Raw genomic sequence first — 17,820 nt, 5'->3', positions numbered from 1 at the left:
ACGGCCTGGATGGGGGTGTTCGCGGGCAGGCCTGCCAGGAGCTTGAGGAGGTCTGCGCGGCGCTCGCTGTACGGGCGCGGCCGGACGTCGCCGGTCGGCAGTTGCAGGGCGTCGAAGGCTATGTAGTGCGCGGGGCGCTGGGTGGCCAGGCGGTGGGCGCGGGTGGGGGAGGAGGCGGCTCGGGCCTGTGCGGCCTCGAAGCTCACTCGTCCGTCCTCGGTGGTGATGACGGCCTCGCCGTCGAGGACGGTCCCGGCGGGGAGGTGGTGGCCGGCGAGAGCGAGGTCGCCCCATGCGGCGGTGATATCGCGTCCGTAGCGGGCCTGCAGCCGGACTCCGTCGCCGGTCCGCCACATGATCATTCTGTGGCCGTCGAGTTTCATTTCGTAGCTCCAGTCCGTGCCGGTGGGCAGTTCCAGCACGGACTGGGCGAGGGCGACGGAGACGGGCCAGTCCACCCGTCCAGCCTGCGGCGGCCGTGGCTGCGGCGCCCGCCGGTGTTGTGGGGGAGTGGGCCGTGTCGGGACTTTTAAGAGGTCGCGCAGATAGGTGCTGTGGGGGCCTCGGCGGCCCCGCACGGCTGCGCGTGGACACCGTCCGCTTCGGCCGGATCGACACCCCACTCCTGCACTCGCGGCCGGGACTGGACTCCGCCGACGCGATCACCGCCGCCGGATCGACCACTCCTTTCGGCCGTTTCGGCACCTCCGAGGAAGCCGCCGCCTCGGCCCTTTACAACGGAGCGTCCGACTGCCGGCATGCCGGGATCGAGAAGGCGGCGAACGCAGCGTCCAGCAGTGTGCCGAGGTCTTCTTGGCCGCCGCTCGCACTCCACTGTCCGAGGACGATCCACAAGCATTCGAGCGCCGCCGCAACGCGAACGTTGGCGATAATCGCTGGCCCGTCGGCCGAGGAAGCTGCCTCCTGGAGTCGGGCAACGATCCCTGGTCGCCATTCGGCCTGCTTCTCCCGGAGGCGTGCGCAAAGGGCTGGGGTCTCATCGATGAGGCCGAGGATCGTCACGAGTTCCTGGACGTCGCGCACGAGGAACGTCACGGCTGACTCCAGGGCGTTGCGCAGCCTGTCCCAGTCGTCCTGGTTGGCCCGGCCGGCATCGAGGGCGTCGGCGATGACGTCACCGACAGGGTCGAAGACGAACAGGACCACGTCTTCCTTGGTGCCGAAGTAGCGCAGGAAGGTGCTCCGCGACACCCCGGCGGCTTCGGAGAGGTCGGCGAAGGTGACCTGGTTGAAGCCGGTGAGGCAGAACCGGTTGAACGCGACGCGGGCCAGCTCTGCTCGCACCGCGTGGCGGCTGATCTCACGGGTACCGACTGGCGCTGCGCTCATAGGGACGAGTGTACTCCGGCACACTCGTTTGCTTCTTCGGGTACAGGTTTCTAACCTGACACTCGGTGTCAGTCGCGATGCTGAGATTCGCGACGCTGTCCCCAGCAAGCTGCCCGTTCACGGGCCGTCCCTTACCGCGAAATGGAGCCACCTCATGAGCTACGAAGACCTTCCCGCCCTGACGATCGACGTCTCGGACGGGGTCGCGACGGTGACAATCGATCACCCGCCGCTCAATCTGATGGACGCGGTCCTCCTGCCGTCACTCCGGGCATTCGTCGCGCGTGTGCGCGACGACGCCGACGTCCGCGTCATTGTCTTCGGGAGTGCTGACCCGGAGTTCTTCGTTGCGCACGGTGACATGGCCTACCTCACTGACCCTGACGCGCTGCCTACAGCCACTCGCGCGGCGATCGCGGCCGCACCGGACTCGGCCATCCCCGAGGGCCTGAACATCCTCCAGGCGATGAGCGAGGAGGTCCGCTCGCTGCCGCAGGTCACCATCGGCAAGCTGGCGGGCTTCGCGCGCGGCGCGGGCAATGAGTTCTTCATGTACCTGGACATGCGATTCGCGGCGATCGGCAAGTCGGGGCAGGGGCAGCCGGAGTCTTTGATGGGGATCCTCCCAGGGGGCGGCGGCACGGTGAACATGACGCGCCTGGCGGGCAGGGCCCGCGCGCTGGAGCTCATCCTCGGCGCCGAACTCGTGGGCGCGGAGCTCGCGGAACGGTATGGCCTGATCAATCGTGCGCTGCCCGCCGCAGAACTCGATGCATTCGTCGACACTCTTGCCCGACGGATCGCCGGCCTGCGGCCGGAGGTGCTCTCCGTCACCAAGGCTGCGGTCGACGCGGTCGCGCAGCCCATTCCTCACGCGGCGTATGCCGTTGAGAACGAGGGCCTGTTTGCGGCGTTCGGCGATGAGGTCACCGAGCTCGCCCACAAGCTGCTCGCGGCTGGTATCCAGACCCGCGAGGGCGAACGGGACCACGAGCGCATCGCCAACAGCATCTGAGTGCCCAAGCTCTCGCCATCCGTGCGCAGAGGCTCCGTGGGAAGAGTTCCTCGGGCCATTGCCGGCGCGCCCGTTGTCGAGTGGTCAGGTCGACCACCCTGGTTCGCCGGGCCTGTCGGGAACACGACCGACTGAAGTGCTGGAAACGGCGGGCAGGGGAGTGGATGGCGCAAGTAGCCGTAAGCTGGACAACGCTGTTCGGCCGCGCGGACAGGCGCGGTTGGGAAGGTAGGTAGCCGAGCGGGCGCAGGTCCCGTTGATCATGGAGTTGCTGACGCTCTGTGATCAACGAGGAGTCCTGTGCCTGCGCTTCCGTCATGGCTGACTGAGCCGCTCTGGGACCAATTCGCGGTCCTGCTGCCCGAGCGGCCGGAATACCACCCGGACCATCCACTTGGCTGCCACCGCCGACGTATCAGCGACCGGATCATCTTCGACGAGATGCTGCAACTGCTGCGCTTCGGCTGTTCTTACGAGGCGATCGCCGACACAACCGGCTCGGCCACCACGATCCGCAGCCGCCGCGACGAATGGATACGACTGGGCGTCTTCGCCCGACTCAAGCAGATCGCGCTCGACGCCTACGACCGGATCGTCGGTCTCGTCCTCGACCAGATCGCCGTAGACGGCTCCATCACCAAAGCTCCAGGAGGCGGTGAGGTGGCCGGGCGTTCCCCGGTCGACCGCGGCAAACAGGGCCTGAAACGCTCGGGCATGACGGACGGATACGGCATTCCACTGGGCCGTGCTCTGGCCGGCGCCAACTGCCATGACTCCCCGCTGCTCGCCCCGACCCTGGACCTGCGCACGGTGATGATCGTGTCGGTGAGGTCGAAGAATGCGTTGACGACGGGGGCGCGCCGCTCGTAGCAGCGGGCGAGCCGGTGGAAGGCGTTCTGCCATGCATGGGTGCGTTCGACGCGCCAGCGCTAACTGGCCAGGATGGGCGCCTTCTCGCCTTTGTGCGCGATGCGGCCGTGCAGGCCGCGTTCGTCGAGCATCGTGCGGCACCCCCTGTACGAGGCCATGTGCTGGGCCGGCCGACCGGAGAGGTCCCGACCGATCCGCGCCCACCTGACGGACAGCAACTCCGCGCGCCCTACTCAGGGTCCGGCGCTGCGGCGGACGGCACGATGCCGAGTCCCGGCAGGACTATCGAGAGCGTCGCAACCGCAGCGTCCAGCGCTTCCCGCGCACCCGGTCCCTCGCCCGCTGTCCGCGCGAGGATGCCCTCGCGGACGGCCAGCAGGGTGCCCGCGACACTGCCGACTGGCGCCGCACCGCGGACCACTGCAGGGCAGCACCGTTCCAGCAGCTCCGCCAGGGCGTCCCGCACGGCGCGGTCGTGCTCATGCAACTTGGCGGCGAGCTCCGGATCCCGGGCGGCCTGGATCCGGAACTCCAGGAACAGCAGAATCCAGTTCCGCTCTACCGGGCCGACTTCCAGCAGGGCTCGGGCTACTCCTTCAGCCGAGGCAGCGCGCCCGTCGAGCAGCCGCTCCAACTGGTCGAGACGGTCCGCCGAGTGGCGGTCGAAAAGCGCGAGAACCAAGTCGTCCTTGCCGCTGAAGTTGGAGTAGAACGCACCGCGCGTGTACCCCGCAGCGGCACAGACGCCCTCGATCGTCGTGCGTGCGTAGCCACGCTCCACGATGACGCATTCAGCCGCCTCCAGCAGACGCGCACGGGTGTGGACCCGGCGGCGTGGCGGGCGGGCCTCTCGTCTGGACACAGCGTCCGGTGTACTCACCGACTTCACGATACATCGTGCACTTAATACACTGCGTACTGAATGCGAGATGTATTGGATGCCCCGCGACGACACAGCGCCTCCGAAGGTGCGGGCGACGTACGCAGGGCTGCGCGTCCCGGTTGCGTGTGCACCGAGGCGCCAACCAAGAGGCGGCAGGTCGGCACGTCGGCTGTTGTTGCCGAGCCTGCCCCGCTGTGTACGACGGTGTGAGCACATCGATCGTCTGTGAGGCCAACGGCCTGGGTGGCACTATGAGTTGGGACGGAAGGCGGGGTTTCGTGCGTGGTGGCAGGCGGCAGATTCAGACGGCGGTTCTGGGCAGTGCGGACTCGGAGGAGCCGCTGATGCTGCCGCTGGAGGCGATCGCGCTGGACGCCTTCCGCCGACGGCACGAGCACGAGACGTACTGGTGCGGGCTGATGCTCGGAGGCTGCGGCGTCCAGCTGGCGACGAAGCTCTACACCGACCGGGTGTGTTCCCTGTCAAGTCGTGCGTGTTGAGGACTCTCAGACCGATTACCGGCCTCCCAGGGTGCCCCGGGAGCCTCGTCGTGGCTTCCGGGCTGTTCTTGGTCCGATGCCAGATTGCCCAGTGCCTGCGGGCCTCGACGGTGACCGTGACAGTTCCGCGCCGGCTCCGGCACTCCAACCGTCCCTCGACCGCCTTGGAGCGAGGTGGTCCAGGACCTTGACGCTGGTGTCGGGCGACGGTCAGGTCGCGGTCGACAGAGGCGCTCCGGGCTCCGGTTGAGTGGCGGCGGTGGGAGTCGTGCGCACCGTTAGGGTTGGGCAGCATCCGCCAGGGGGAGCCTGTGTCCTGCGGACCGCTGACTGGCGCGGAACCCCTGTGGTGTAGCGGCCGTTGTTCGAGAGCCGGAGAAACTTCAGGGATGGAGTTGATGCACGGTGGAACGACGCATGCCGGTGGCGACGCACTGGGGCAGTTTCGTAGCCGTGGTCGATTCGGGTCAGCTGGTGCGCATTGAGCCCCGGGGTGATGACCCCGCGCCGTCGCCGATCGGCCCGGGCATGGTGACGGCTGCTGAGGACAGTGCGCGTGTGCTGCGTCCCGCGGTGCGCAAAGGGTGGCTCAATGGCTTGCCGCGCGCCGATGAAACGGCCAGAGGTGCGGACGCCTTCGTAGAGGTCAGCTGGGACGACGCGCTCACGCTGGTGAGCGAGGAATTGCGCCGAGTGCGCGTACAGCACGGGGACAGCGCGGTGTTCGGCGGCTCGTACGGCTGGGCCAGTGCGGGCGGGTTCCACAATGCGCAGGGTCAGCTCCAGCGGTTCCTGGCGTTGGGCGGGGGCTACACCGACTCGCGCAACACGTACAGCACCGCCGCTCTTGAGGTCATCCTTCCGCATGTGATCGGCGGGGCTCCGTGGAGCTATCAGTCCCGGATGCCGATGTGGGACGAGATCGCCGAGAGCTGTGAGCTCGTGGTGGCGTTCGGGGGGCTGGCTCTGAAGAACAGCCAGATCAACCCTGGCGGGCTGGCCCGGCACCAGACGCGGGACCTGCAGCGGAAGTGCCGTGAGGCCGGGGTGCGGTTCGTGAACGTCAGCCCGATCCGCAGTGACACCGCCGACTTTCTCGACGCCGAGTGGCTGCCGGTCATCCCCAACACCGACACCGCCTTGATGCTCGGCATCGCGCACACGATGCTGGTCAACGACTGGTACGACGAGGACTTCCTCACCCGTTGCTGCGAGGGGTTCGACCGCTTCGCCTCCTACCTGACCGGCGACGTGGACGGCGTCGTCAAGGACGCCGACTGGGCCGCGAGGATCACGGGCATCAGCCGCGACACGATCCCCGATCTTGCCCGCCGCCTGTCCACACAGCGTTCCCTCATCATGGTCAACTACGCCATACAGCGGGCGGACCACGGTGAGCAGCCGATCTGGATGTCGATCGTGCTGGCGGCCATGGCGGGTTCGCTGGGCCGGCCCGGCTGCGGCTGGGGCGCGGGCTACGCAACGATGGACGCGACCGGTGTTGCCCCGGGCCGACCGTCTGTGGCGTCGATGCCGCGGGTGGCGAACTCTGTTGCGGACTTCATTCCGGTCGCCCGGATCGCCGACACCCTGCTGGAACCGGGCGCGACCATCGACTACGACGGTCAGCGCCTGACCCTGCCGGACCTGCGCCTGATCTACTGGTGCGGAGGAAACCCCTTCCACCACCACCAGGACCTCCACCGCCTCACCCGAGCCTGGCAGCGCCCGGACACGGTGGTGGTCCATGAAGCATGGTGGAATACCACGGCGAAGTTCGCCGACATCGTGCTTCCCGTCGCGACCAGCCTGGAGCGTGACGACTTCGCCGCGGGGTTCTCCGACCCTCACCTCGTCGCGATGCCGAAGGTCCGCGAGCCGGCCGGCGAGGCACGCACCGACCACCAGATCTTCGCCGCTTTGGCTGCCCGGCTCGGCTATGAGCGCGAGTTCACCCAGGCGCGTTCCGAGATCGAATGGGTCCGGCACCTCTACGTCCAGACACGGGCGAACCTCGGCGACGACGCGGCCCTGCCAGACTTCGACGACTTCTGGCAACGCGCCTCCGGTGTCGAACTACCGGTACTCAGAGGGCCGTTTCCTGGCAGCTTCGAAGCACTGCGCTCCGATCCGCAGCGCTTCCCCCTGACGACGCCGTCGGGCCGGATCGAGATCTTCTCCGAGCAGATCGACTCGTTCGGCTACGACGACTGCACCGGACATCCGACGTGGTTCGAACCCGTGGAGTGGCTTCTCGCCGACCTGGCGGACCGCTTCCCGCTGCACCTGATCTCGAATCAGCCTGCCTCACGCCTGCACAGCCAGTACGACAACGGTGGCCACAGCCTCAAGTCAAAGATCCACGGCCGCGAGCCCGTAACGATCAACCCGCAAGATGCGGCATCACGCGGTATCGAGAACGGCATGATCGTGCGCGTCTTCAACGACCGAGGCAGCTGCCTGGCGGGCGCGATCCTGTCGGACGCCGTTATGCCCGGCGTCATCCAGCTGTCCACCGGAGCGTGGTGGGACCCGGCCCAGCCGGGCCGGAGCGGAACCTTGGACCGCCACGGCAACCCGAACACCCTCACCGGGGACCGCGGGTGCTCGCGTCTGTCCCAGGGACCCAGTGCGCACAGTGCTCTCGTCGACGTCGAGGTCTACGACGGGCCGGTCGAGGAGGTACTCGCCTTCACACCACCACACCTCGAACACTGAAACGAAGCCAACTCAACGACGGGCGAGTTTGCCGTGTTCACCCTCGTCGGGCGCCCGGTCGGCAGGTCCGACCGGCGCCCAGCCTCCACTCGGACGTTTGCGTCTCCGTAACTGCGTGAATACGGTGCGCAGTCATGACTGCACTTCAAGATCTCAAGTACGGCCAGTGGTTCAGGGGCGCCGATGTCGACGGCGACGGGTTCATTACCCAGCACGACGTCCGCAAGATGAGCGAGCGCTACATCAGCGCCCGCGAGACCACCCCTGATGCCGAGACCGTCCGCCGGCTCACCGAGGGGATGGACCAGTTCTGGTCGAACGTCATCGCCCCGATGGATCAGGACGGTGACGGGAAGGTCGATGTGCGGGAGATGACCGAAGGCTTCAAGAGTGTCCTGACCGACCGCGCGCTCTACCCGCAGCAGATTGCGCCGGTCACCAACTGCTTCTTCGACCTCGTCGACCTCAACGGAGACGGCAAGATCGACCAGGCCGAGTTCCAGCAGATGTTCGACTCGGTCGCCGCCGTCCCCGGCGAGGACTGCGCCGCCGTTTTCGCCGCTCTGGACCTCGATGGTTCCGGCGGACTGGACCGTGACGAGTTCCACCAGGCACTCGAAGAGTTCTTCTACGGCAACGACCCCGACGCTCCCGCCAACCACATCTTCGGCAAGGTCGCCGCCTGACAGTCCCCGGATACGCCCCCGGACCAGCGCTTATGCCAGGGCCTGCCCCCTGGCTAGTGCTCTGACCGCGTACGTTCGCCGGGTTGGTGTGGGAACGATTGGAAGGGCAGTGACGTCCGGTGCGACGCATGGGCCGCTTCCTGACACGCCTTGGAAAAGAAAGTTGCGGGCCGCTGTCGATCCGGCCACGTCCCGTTCGACGTCATGATGTGCGGCGCCTCGCCGCACGATGACGCGACAGGACCTGACGAGGAACACGTGGATCAACTGCTGAGAGTCATGAACTTCAACGTCTCGAGCGACGGAATCGGTGCCGGTGAGCACCAGAGTCTCGAGAGGCCGTTCGGCCACGACCATCCCGAGAGGCTGTTCGCCTGGGCCGGAGCCACGGCGAGCTGGCCCATGCGCACGGATCCCGGAGGGAGCCGGGGCCTGGACGACTACTTCACGCGGGACTTCGCACGCAACATCGGTGCCGAGATCATGGGCCGTAACAAGTTCGGGCCCCAACGCGGGCCCTGGCAGGACCATGAGTGGCGCGGCTGGTGGGGTGACGAGCCCCCGTTCCGCACTCCGGTGTTCGTCATGACCCACCACACGCGTCCGTCGTTCACGCTCTCCGACACCACGTTCCACTTCGTCCACGGCGACCCGTCCACGGTCCTCGAACGGGCGCGGGAAGCGGCGCAGGGCAAGGACGTCCGACTCGGTGGCGGGGTCACCACCATCCGGCAGTTCCTTGATGCCGGCCTCGTCGACACCATGCACGTGGCGGTCTCGCCGGTAAAGCTCGGGTCCGGACTGCGACTCTGGGAGTCCCCCGATGAACTGCTCGACCGGTTCCACCTGGAGGTCGTGCTCAGCCCGAGCGGCGTGACGCACCACCTGTTCTGGCGAAGGTGACGCGAGGACCCACCCGAGTTCAGGCTGCGACCGCGAGGGGGCGTCCGCCCCAGCGGATGCCCTTCTCGCTGCGGATGCGCGCGCGTTCCTTGCGTTCGGCAGCCAGGACATCGCGGTGGCGGGCGTTGGCATTGCGCCAGCGCAGGTAGGCGTGCAGAGCCCGGGTCTGCACGGTGTGGTTGGGATAGTTCGAGTTGGCGATGGTGAACTGCCTCAGCGGTCCGAAGTGCGCCTCGATAGGGTTCGCCCACGAGGCGTAGGTCGGGGTGAAGCACACCTCGACCTTGTGCTTTGTCGCCCAGCTCCGGATGTCCGCGCCCTTATGGGCCGACAGGTTGTCCATGATCACGTAGATCGGTGCGCCGTCGGGCCGGGCGGCGCGGATCGACTTCAGCGCGGCCAGTGTGTTCGCGGCGCCCTTCTTGCGGCGGTTGACGCCCCACAGACGGTCGTCGCCGACCGAGTAACAACCGTGGAAGTAGCGCACCCCGTGGGTCCGGTGGTAGGTGGCCGGCAGTCGGTCGGGATGTTTCCGTCCTGCCCAGCACGAACCTGCGGTGGGACGGATCCCGAGCGGTCCGAACTCGTCGAAGGCGAACACCCGGTCCGGGAAGCGGTCCAGGACCTCCTCGATCCGGTCCAGCTTCTCCTCGCGGTCCGGGTCGGGGGACTCCTTCCACGTCTTGGTGCGCTGAAAGGTGATGCCGCGGCGGGCGAGCAGGCCGCGTAACGCCTCGCGGCCTATGAGGATCACCCGGCCGTGGACTTTCCGCAGGTAGGCGGCGAGTTTGCGCAGCGACCAGCGAGTGAAGGGCTGGCCTAGCTTGGTCGGGCGGGTGGTGGCCGTCTGGACGACGAAGTCCTCGTCGTCAGGACTGAGCAGGCGGGGACGGCCTCCCGCCCACCGAGGGTCCAAGCAAGCCAGACCGATCTCGTTGAACCGGTGGATCACGTCCCGGACCGTGTCCTCGTCGGCCTGCACCAACTTCGCGATCACCGGCACCCGGTTCCCGCCGGCCGAGGCCAGCAACATCATCGCGCGCCGGTAACGCACCGAACTGGTACTGCCCCGGCGCACGATCTGCTGCAGCTTCTGCCCCTCCTGGTCGGTCAGGTCTGCGCACACGGACAGGCTCGGCCACCGCACCTCCAGCGGTCGGATCGGACGTCACCGCACATCCAACCGTCACGATGGCCAACTCGGCGAACGTACGCGGTCAGAGCACTAGCGGCCGCGTGGCGGAGTGGGTCTCGTAGCACCTCAGAGCGTCGGGTGTGGTGGGGGTGGCAGCGTGCGCACTGTGGCGGCTGGCTGCGACAGTGCACCGCGCAGTTGTCGGTTTTCCACGCTCAGCTGGTCTGGATCCGACGCTGAGGGAAGACAGAACCTAATCCCACCAGTTGATGTCTCCGCGATCGTCGATCTTGGGGGCTGATACCGCTCCGAACCAGGATTCGTCGTGATGCTCCATGGCCTCCGCCACCTCATGGAGCCATGAGCCCAAGGTGGGCCAGCCCAGGAAGTACGCCTGGTCATCGTGAGCCGCGTCACCGAGGTGGTTCTGCCACATTCCTTCCCGGCCTCGATGAAGTGGTCGTCTCCGTCAGCTCCGGAGACAGGGACCCAGTTCGTGCCCCACCACGGCGTTTCCGCCTGATCGGGGTCGTCCGGTTCCCAGAGTTCCATCCGTATCTCGCGGACCTCGATGATCTCCAATCGGGAGCGCACCCAACAGCGAAGTCTCGCCGTCGTGGCAGCGCAGCGATTCGCGGAGGTCCGCAGGAAGCGGGAACCCCAAGCTCGACTCCGCCTCCTCAAGAGACTGCAACGAAGCTGGCGGCTTCAGTTCTGTCAGAGTAATTGTCAAATCCTGTGGATCATTGTCTGCGCCAGCGAAGTTCGGGTGGGTGCCCCGAGTGTCGACGAGCGCGGTTCGTTTGTGACACTCGTCCCCATGACCAGCAGCAACGCCCTTGGCTTACCCAGATCGTTGACCCGCACGAGATCACTGACGAGCTGAAGCAGACCCTCGTGGACTGCTGGACCGAGGTGAGCAATGCGGGTGGGGCGGCCGGGTTCCCCTTTCCGCCGGTAGATGCCGCCGAGGTCACCGCTGTCCTTGACCGCATCATCGAGAAGCTTGCCCCAACGACCAGCCGCCTTCTGATCGCCCTGGCCGATGGCACCGTCGCGGGCTGGCTGAACATCCGCTGCGATCCCCACCCGCCCGTCGCGCACTGGGGCACGATTCACCACGTGCAAACCCGTCTCGGCGTCCGGGGCCAGGGGATCGGCGCGGCATTGATGAGCCGGGTCCGTGAGGTCGCCCGCGACGAGATGGGCCTGGAGCAGCTGCACCTTGCCGCCCGCGGTGGTGTCGGTCTCGAAGAGTTCTATGGCCGACTCGGCTGGAAGGAGATCGGCAGGTGGCCCGGCGCTCTGCGGCTGGCCTCCGACGACGATCGCGATGAGGTCCTCATGATGTTGTCGCCTTTGTGACACCCAGCATCCTGATCTTGGCCCAGGTAGGGCACGACGACAGGGGCAGCAAGGTTGTCATGCCGAGAGGGGCTGCGTGCGCTCGATGAGCTGTCCGCGTTCGAAGCGGGCTCCGGCGCGGACGAGGGTGACAAGGTGAGGTGAGTTCACGGCGCGCCAGCGGGCCTGGGCGGACTCGACGAGCTTGAAGACCATGGCCAAGGCGGCGGCCGCGCTGCCGGCACCTCGGGTGACTTTGGTCCGTAAGCGCATCCCCACGTGGTTGATCACGGCCGGATCCACTGCCGGTGCAGCCCTTGGAGCCTGGCTAGTCCATAGGTGAACAGTTCCCCCGACAACCCTCACGATGACCGCGTCCCATGAAGTGGTGTAGCCGGGCAGGGTCCCGGAACGCGCGGGTATCTGCCCGGGGCGTGCATCCGCTGGCGGTGCATGCTCCCTGAGCAAGGGCAGGCCATCGCGCAGTAGTTCGGAGAAGAGGCCGCGCACCATGCCCGTGGAGTAGTCGTGATCCACCATGGGTGTAGATCCTTTGAGGGGCCGACCCACGTCGCTGGCCTGCTGCGCTGAAGAAACGGCCTGCTCGTGGACCTTGGAACCCTGAGTGGATCCGCACCCTTCGGCTTTGGACGTCAGGGTGGTCAGCCCGTCTGCCGCAAATCGCCCTGGTCCACCCGCCTACCCGGTTCCCGGTGATCGAAAAATGCTCTCGTTGAAGCTTTGAGGAGTCTGTAGGATCAGCTAACTTCGGGGGATGTGACGCTGAGGCCCGGGCATCGGACGGGTGCGCTCCCCTTTCGCGCTTTCGGGGAGGGACCACCTTGGCTGGTCGTGCTCTGTCGTGTTGTCGTGTGGTAGTGCGCCGCGTGGGTTTGGCCGTCATGGCGACTGCGGCTGTCGTGGGGATGATGAGTCCTCCGGCGTCGGCCGAGCCGGTGCCGACGGCCGATGAGGCGGTGATGGGGCCGTACGGCAAGTCGGTCCTGTACGAGTACCTCTACTCCGCGGGACGGACCGGGTTCCTGCACCACACGTACGGCCAGGGATGGCGGTGGACGGACTACGCGACCGGAGAGTCGACGACGCCGGACCTTCCGGCGGACGGCAGCGCGGGGCGGATCTTCAACACCCACGCCGACACGGTCGCCTATCAGACCGGCACGAGCGGGGTTGTGCTGATCGACCCGGCCGGCGGCGGCAAGCGCACCCTCCAGCTGCCGGAGGGCTTCACCCTCCGTTCCGTGCAGGGCGACACCGTCCTCGGCGTCGCGAACGGCGAGTGCCATCTCTTCCGTCTCACGTCGGACGGGTCGCTGGACGACCGCCCGGTGACGGATGTGCCCAGTGGCGCGACCTGCGGCCTGTCGTTCCTCCCGGACGTCGGTGATGGAAACGGTGTGGTCGTGCACTACCGGTCGGCCACCGGTGACGGCGTCGGTCTGGTGGATCTGTCGACGGCCCGGATGAGCGTACTGCCCGTGCCCCAGAGCTATCTGGGCAGCGTGCAGGTCACACCCCAGGCCGTCGCCTGGTACGACTCCTCGGCCGGCGTCGAGCGGATCGTGTCGCGCGACGACCCGCAGGCCACGCCATGGAGCGTCCCGAAGCCGTACACGCCGTACAGCGTCGTCCTCCGCCTTGTCGGCTCCCGGGTTCTACGGATGACCATGGACCCGGGCCGGACCGTCACCGTCGTGTCGTCCGACGGCGTCGTGACCAAACCCTTGGACCATGGCTGGGAGGCCTTCGACAATCTCTTTCCTGGCCCGGACGGGGATCTCCTCGTGAGCGGTGAACTGAACGGCGAATACGGGGTGCACCGCCTCTCCGAGTCCCCCGACGGCGGCCTGCAGCGCAGCGCCGTGCTGGACATCCCCTGGGTCCCCTCGCGCACCAGCTCGCTCGCCCTCTTCCAGGGACGCCTCGACACCGCGGACACCTACGTCGACAACGTGACGGCCTATCACGAGCGGAAGCTGGTCGTGTCCGGCACACCCTCGGTCATCACGCGGGAGAACCTCGGCGATGCCGACTCGTGCGGGGCAAGTGGCTGTCCGCTGTATCCGACCGGCGACGGTCGCGTCCTCTACCAGACCGTGTACGAGGGGAAGGCCGTACTGCGCCTCGTCGACAAGACGCAGCCGACCCCGGGCACGACGATCGACACGGGCCTGACCGGCCTGACCGTCGAGAGTGTCTCCGGACGGTACGTCGCCTACCGCACCGCCACCGCGACCGTGGTGCGCGACCTCGACTCGGGCGCCGTGGTGCGCACCACCTCGGCCGCGCCTGGGGCGCTGTGGGGCGCCACCCTGTGGCAGTCTGCGGGGGCGGGCAAGGTCACGGCCACCGACGTACGCACCGGGACGGTGAGCCGGACGCTGTCCGTGGGCACCTCGTGCAGCCCGTCGTCCGTGCAGGCCACCGTCCGGTACGTGTATGTGGAGTGCGGCGCCGGCAAGGACACTGCCTTCTTGGTGAACCTCGCCGACGGGACGGTGCGCGGTCTGCCCACCGGCTCGGCGCCCGGGCTGCTCGGCGACGGCTTCGTCGTACGTGTCGGCGCCGACCGGCAGGTCACCCTCACGGACGTCACGTCCGCGACTCCGGCGACCCGCGTGCTGGGCACCGCGCGCGGCACGACTGCCGGTACGGATTGGACGGTTGATGCGTACGGTGGCCAGGTCGCGTACGTCGACGCGGACGAGAACGTGCACGTCGTTCCCACGGGCGTCGCCGTCGGGGCGCTCAGCGTGACGGACTCGTCGGTGCCGGCGAGTGCGCACGTCGCGGTGGAGGGACCCGCGTGGAAGCCCCGCTGGTGGATCTCGAAGCCCGTCGGCTTCTGGCAGCTCACGATCAAGAACCGGACGAGTGGAAAGACGGTGCGTACGCTCACTGGCGGTGAGGCACGCGGGCAGATCACGCCGAGTTGGGACGGCTGGACCGGCGTGACGGGCGTCGGCGTCCCGGACGCCACCTATGCCTGGACCGTCACCGCCTGGCCTGCGGACGGGCAGGGACCGGAGGTGGTGAAGTCCGGTTCGGTGAAGATCACCGGCGCCCAGGCGGCGTACCACGACTTCGTGGGTCGCGACCGCAGCGGCGACCTGCTCACCCTCAACTCCTCCGGAGCCTTCACGTTCCAGCAGGGCACGGGCACGGGCACCTTCTCCGGCAAGACCTCGGCCAGCGGCTGGCCGACCTCCGCCGTCGCGGTGCCGTTCGGGACCGGCGACGACCAGTGCAACAGCGTGCTGGTCCGGCTCGGGAGCGGAGAACTGCGCGACTACCGCGCGGGCTGCGGGGCCCTCAAGCCGAGCACGCCGTACACCTCGCTCGGCACCGGGTGGAACGCCTACGACAGCCTCACCGCCCCGGGTGACCTGACCGGCGACAGCCGCCCCGACTTGCTCGCCCGCAACAAGTCCACCGGTGACATCTACCTGTTTGCCGCGCAGAGCGACGGGTCGCTTGCGGCGGGCAAGAAGATCCGTACGGCATGGACCGGCTACACGAGGATCGTGGGCGCGGGAGACCTCGACGGCGATGGCTACGGCGATGTGCTGGCGCGGGACAAGGCCGGAACCCTGTACCGCTACAACGGCACGGGGACGGGCCTGTTGAAGGACCGCGTGAAGGTCTTCTCGAACTGGGGCGGGTCGTACAACGCCGTCGTCGGCGTCGGCGACATCAACGGCGACGGGAAGAGCGACCTCGTCGAGCGGGACACGGCGGGCAATCTGTACCGCAACAACGGCGACGGCAAGGGGTCGTTCGGGGCGCGAGTGAGGATCGCCACCGGCTGGCAGGGCTACAAGGGCATTTTTTAGCCGGCGTCAGTGCCTGGGTGACGCATGTCATGCCCTCGGCGAGGCCCGGTAGCGGCCGGAATGACCGTCACTGACCGATCCGGCGAGAGCTACGGACCAGAAGGCTTCTGACATCCGCGGCTGACATCAACGCCACCGGACGGAGGCGTACACCAGCGCCTCCGTCCGGCCGTCGCACCAGCCGATGACCGCAGCCGGAGCAAGGTCGGAGCGAACTCCTAAAGCGGGTGTCACTTGTGCAGTTGCGTGCGCACTATCGCCATGACCTCGGCGAACCGATCTTCCTGTGGCTCCAGGCCTCCCAGGTCGCTCAGCGCTGAGGAGATGTACTTGAACCCGTCAGGGGTGTGGAACTGTGCACCAGAGCCGTTCAGGCTCACCGCACTGACGCTGGACCATGGAAGACGCTGGGTGCCCCAGGGATTGACCGTGACGATCCCGTCGGTGGTGAGTTCGAGACGCACGCGCAACAGCCCCCACCAGCCGAACAAGCCGGCGCCGATAGCGATGGCTGTGGCCTCGCCCGCCAAGGCTAGATGGCTCAGGTCCGAGTGCGTCAGCAGCTTTAGCCACGTTGTTGCCGCCCCGACTCCGGGAAGCCCAGCGAATGCGTAGCCCGCGGCACGGCGGTACAGACCGAGTTGCCACACCCCGAGCACGGTGCCACGCGTATTGTCCACAGCGCTCAATCATGCACGCGCAAGCCCTGCCGGGAACGAGTAATTGTCAAGACCTGTGGATCAGTTGAGGTGGATCACGCTGCGAGGGTCTCGTCTCGTTCGACGAGGAGGCGCTTCTCGAAGCGGGCGCCGGCTCCGACGAGGTGCGGTGCGGTGACCGCTCGCCAGCGGGCTTGGGCGGACTCAACGAGTTTGAAGACCATCGCGAGGGCCGCGGCCGGGCTGCCGGCGCCGCGGGTGACCTTGGTCCGAAGCTTCACGGTGGAGAAGGTCGACTCGATCGGATTCGTCGTCCTGAGATGGACCCAGTGCTCGGCGGGGAAGTCGTAGAACGCAAGCAGCTCGTCGACCTCGCCGGTGATCTTCCTGACGGCCTTGGGGAACTTCGCCCCGTACGCCTTCTCGAACGCGGTGACCGCCCCGACCGGGTGCGGCGGTATCCCTCCGACATGACGGTCGCGGAGTGGCAGGTGGTGCGCGACGCGAGGCCGGTCCCGGCCTGGCTGGAGGTCAGGGCGGACAGCCGGAGGGCTACCGCCACCGGCAGATGCTGGATGCCGTGTGTGGGCGGTCATGATTTTGGGTTCAGGTCGCGATTCTGCGAAACCTCCGGCTCATGCTCGGAGCAGGATTCGGGTGCGGAGGAGGCGGAACGAGGCTCGGCCGTACATGGCTCGCTTGATGGTCTTGATGCGGTTGACGTGCTCTTCGACAATGCCCGAGCTCCAGTGCAAGGTGAGGCTGGCGGTGGCGGCGTCGAGGTCGAGGCACAGGCTCTGCGCGAAGGACAAGATGGGGGCGGGTGCGTCGTGCTCAGTCTGGCGGACCCACTCCAAGAGCCGGTGGCCACGCCGGTGTTGGAGCAGTTCGTGGAAGGTCCGGGCGAGGTCGCAGGCCCGGGCGATGTCCGGGCACGCCAGCCGGACTTTCAGCAGTTCGTCCTCCTCGCGGGGCTTCAGCGCACCGCGGGGCAGCGTTATGCGACGCGCTGCTGTGCACGGTCGGGCCGGTGCGGACGCTCGTCGACCTGGCGCTCGCGCCGGAACGCCGCCGCGGGCACGGCGCCCTCTACGCCGGCCTCAACCAGGGACGGATCGACGTGACCCGACTGCGCCGTGCGCTGGCCTCGATGCCGTTGCCGAGGGCCGCGGACGGTCGTATCGTGCTGGCCGCGGACGTCTCGCCATGGCTGCGGCCGGACGCCAATACCTGCCCTGACCGGACCTTCTGTGACACGTTCGGCCGGGGTGAAGGGACCGGGGCCACCCCGGCCGGCGAACCACGCAGCCAGGGGTCCGGGTGTGCTGCCACCCGGCGGTGGCAGCACACCCGGACCCCTGGCGGTCAGCGGGTGCGGGGCGGGGCGGCTGTCAGCCGAGGGAGATCGGGTCGGTGCCGAAGGTCCAGGAGCTTCCGGACCTCGCGTAGACCTGGATTGGGGTGCTGCCGTGGTCCTCGCCGGAGATGTAGTCGCACTGGCCGGGCGCGAGGACGGGGGTGATGTGCCCCGGGCTGGTGACGTTGTCGCCCGCCGTGTCCTTGATCCAGAAGTAGAAGCTGTTTGCCGAGCTCTGGTAATTGCACAGCCGGGCGGACACCCACGGGTTCTCGTCCAACGTGTGCCAGCCAGTGATCTCCACGCCGTGCGCAGAGTTGGAGTCGGAGCCGGTTGCGGCGGATGCGCTTCCCGACGCGAGCCCCAGCCCCGTGACGGTCAGTGCGGTCACTGCGGCGAGGGAGGCGACTCGGCGCCCCAGCTTGAATTGCATGTCTTCCCCTTCGATTCGGACGGGACGAACGATCCGTGTTCACAACCGTCGGACAAGTCATGGCACGGACAACTGTGCGTCAACGGCCTGTGTCAATCTTGCCAACTCACCCA

General features: G+C 67.6%; 13 protein-coding genes and 6 pseudogenes. 9 read left to right on the top strand and 10 right to left on the bottom strand.

Going from position 1 to position 17,820, the window contains the following annotated elements; translation table 11 throughout:
- Window positions 1–38 precede the first annotated feature (38 nt).
- Both ACIQTP_RS44375 and ACIQTP_RS44370 read right to left on the bottom strand, forming a co-directional pair.
- Window positions 39–362, bottom strand: a pseudogene (locus tag ACIQTP_RS44375) (DNA ligase); the annotation flags it as partial.
- 370 nt (window positions 363–732) lie between these two features.
- Window positions 733–1,350, bottom strand: coding sequence for a TetR/AcrR family transcriptional regulator (locus ACIQTP_RS44370; RefSeq protein ID WP_403411256.1), 618 nt, complete (start codon window positions 1,348–1,350; stop codon window positions 733–735).
- A 154-nt stretch (window positions 1,351–1,504) separates the two neighbouring features.
- On the opposite strand from ACIQTP_RS44370, the gene ACIQTP_RS44365 reads away from it, so the two are divergent.
- Together ACIQTP_RS44365 and ACIQTP_RS44360 are read left to right on the top strand one after the other, a co-directional pair.
- The gene (locus ACIQTP_RS44365; RefSeq protein ID WP_403411253.1) at window positions 1,505–2,365 is read left to right on the top strand and encodes an enoyl-CoA hydratase/isomerase family protein; all 861 of its coding nucleotides are present in this window, start codon (window positions 1,505–1,507) and stop codon (window positions 2,363–2,365) included.
- Window positions 2,366–2,665: 300 nt separating this feature from the next.
- Window positions 2,666–3,166: pseudogene (locus tag ACIQTP_RS44360) on the top strand (transposase); the annotation flags it as partial.
- A gap of 298 nt (window positions 3,167–3,464) precedes the next feature.
- Here ACIQTP_RS44360 and ACIQTP_RS44355 read toward each other — a convergent pair.
- A complete protein-coding gene (locus ACIQTP_RS44355; protein ID WP_402052823.1) occupies window positions 3,465–4,097 on the bottom strand; it encodes a TetR/AcrR family transcriptional regulator in 633 nt (210 codons plus the stop codon).
- Window positions 4,098–4,396: 299 nt separating this feature from the next.
- On the opposite strand from ACIQTP_RS44355, the gene ACIQTP_RS44350 reads away from it, so the two are divergent.
- The 4 genes from ACIQTP_RS44350 (at window position 4,397) to ACIQTP_RS44335 (ending at window position 8,925) form a co-directional block, all read left to right on the top strand.
- Window positions 4,397–4,618, top strand: a complete 222-nt coding sequence (locus ACIQTP_RS44350) for a hypothetical protein (RefSeq protein ID WP_403411250.1) — start codon at window positions 4,397–4,399, stop codon at window positions 4,616–4,618.
- Window positions 4,619–5,035: 417 nt separating this feature from the next.
- Entirely contained in the window at window positions 5,036–7,336 is a 2,301-nt protein-coding gene (locus tag ACIQTP_RS44345) for a molybdopterin-dependent oxidoreductase (protein WP_403411372.1), read from the top strand.
- 134 nt (window positions 7,337–7,470) lie between these two features.
- Window positions 7,471–8,022, top strand: a complete 552-nt coding sequence (locus ACIQTP_RS44340; protein ID WP_402052826.1) for an EF-hand domain-containing protein — start codon at window positions 7,471–7,473, stop codon at window positions 8,020–8,022.
- Window positions 8,023–8,280: 258 nt separating this feature from the next.
- Window positions 8,281–8,925 (top strand): dihydrofolate reductase family protein, encoded by a 645-nt coding sequence (locus tag ACIQTP_RS44335; RefSeq protein WP_060900286.1) that lies wholly within the window; start codon window positions 8,281–8,283, stop codon window positions 8,923–8,925.
- Window positions 8,926–8,944: 19 nt separating this feature from the next.
- Here the strand turns inward: ACIQTP_RS44335 and ACIQTP_RS44330 are convergent.
- Window positions 8,945–10,067, bottom strand: a pseudogene (locus ACIQTP_RS44330) (IS630 family transposase).
- A gap of 462 nt (window positions 10,068–10,529) precedes the next feature.
- A complete protein-coding gene (locus ACIQTP_RS44325) occupies window positions 10,530–10,754 on the bottom strand; it encodes a hypothetical protein (RefSeq protein ID WP_403411247.1) in 225 nt (74 codons plus the stop codon).
- 203 nt (window positions 10,755–10,957) lie between these two features.
- Here ACIQTP_RS44325 and ACIQTP_RS44320 point away from each other — a divergent pair, with 203 nt between their 5' ends.
- Complete coding sequence (locus ACIQTP_RS44320; RefSeq protein WP_403411245.1) at window positions 10,958–11,425, top strand: GNAT family N-acetyltransferase; 468 nt, start codon at window positions 10,958–10,960, stop codon at window positions 11,423–11,425.
- Between the two features lie 57 nt (window positions 11,426–11,482).
- On the opposite strand, the pseudogene ACIQTP_RS44315 reads toward ACIQTP_RS44320, so the two are convergent.
- Window positions 11,483–11,677, bottom strand: a pseudogene (locus ACIQTP_RS44315) (IS256 family transposase); the annotation flags it as partial.
- A gap of 629 nt (window positions 11,678–12,306) precedes the next feature.
- Between ACIQTP_RS44315 and ACIQTP_RS44310 the strand changes: the two are divergent.
- Window positions 12,307–15,258 (top strand): FG-GAP repeat domain-containing protein, encoded by a 2,952-nt coding sequence (locus ACIQTP_RS44310; RefSeq protein ID WP_403411242.1) that lies wholly within the window; start codon window positions 12,307–12,309, stop codon window positions 15,256–15,258.
- A 230-nt stretch (window positions 15,259–15,488) separates the two neighbouring features.
- Here ACIQTP_RS44310 and ACIQTP_RS44305 read toward each other — a convergent pair whose 3' ends face one another.
- The 3 genes and pseudogenes from ACIQTP_RS44305 to ACIQTP_RS44295 form a co-directional block, all read right to left on the bottom strand.
- A complete protein-coding gene (locus ACIQTP_RS44305; protein WP_403411239.1) occupies window positions 15,489–15,938 on the bottom strand; it encodes a PH domain-containing protein in 450 nt (149 codons plus the stop codon).
- Window positions 15,939–16,012: 74 nt separating this feature from the next.
- Window positions 16,013–16,357 (bottom strand): annotated as a pseudogene (locus ACIQTP_RS44300) (transposase); the annotation flags it as partial.
- Window positions 16,358–16,552: 195 nt separating this feature from the next.
- Window positions 16,553–16,897, bottom strand: a complete 345-nt coding sequence (locus ACIQTP_RS44295) for a transposase (protein ID WP_403411369.1) — start codon at window positions 16,895–16,897, stop codon at window positions 16,553–16,555.
- A 17-nt stretch (window positions 16,898–16,914) separates the two neighbouring features.
- Between ACIQTP_RS44295 and ACIQTP_RS44290 the strand changes: the two are divergent.
- A pseudogene (locus tag ACIQTP_RS44290) lies at window positions 16,915–17,191 on the top strand (transposase); the annotation flags it as partial.
- Window positions 17,192–17,308: 117 nt separating this feature from the next.
- Here the strand turns inward: ACIQTP_RS44290 and ACIQTP_RS44285 are convergent.
- The gene (locus tag ACIQTP_RS44285) at window positions 17,309–17,707 is read right to left on the bottom strand and encodes a hypothetical protein (RefSeq protein ID WP_402052841.1); all 399 of its coding nucleotides are present in this window, start codon (window positions 17,705–17,707) and stop codon (window positions 17,309–17,311) included.
- Window positions 17,708–17,820 lie beyond the last annotated feature (113 nt).

Origin of the sequence: Streptomyces sp. NPDC090798 (assembly GCF_044768965.1) — a bacterium.
Lineage (GTDB): Bacteria > Actinomycetota > Actinomycetes > Streptomycetales > Streptomycetaceae > Streptomyces.
Note: the sequence above shows the minus strand (reverse complement) of the source record. Positions and strands in the feature narration are given on the sequence as shown.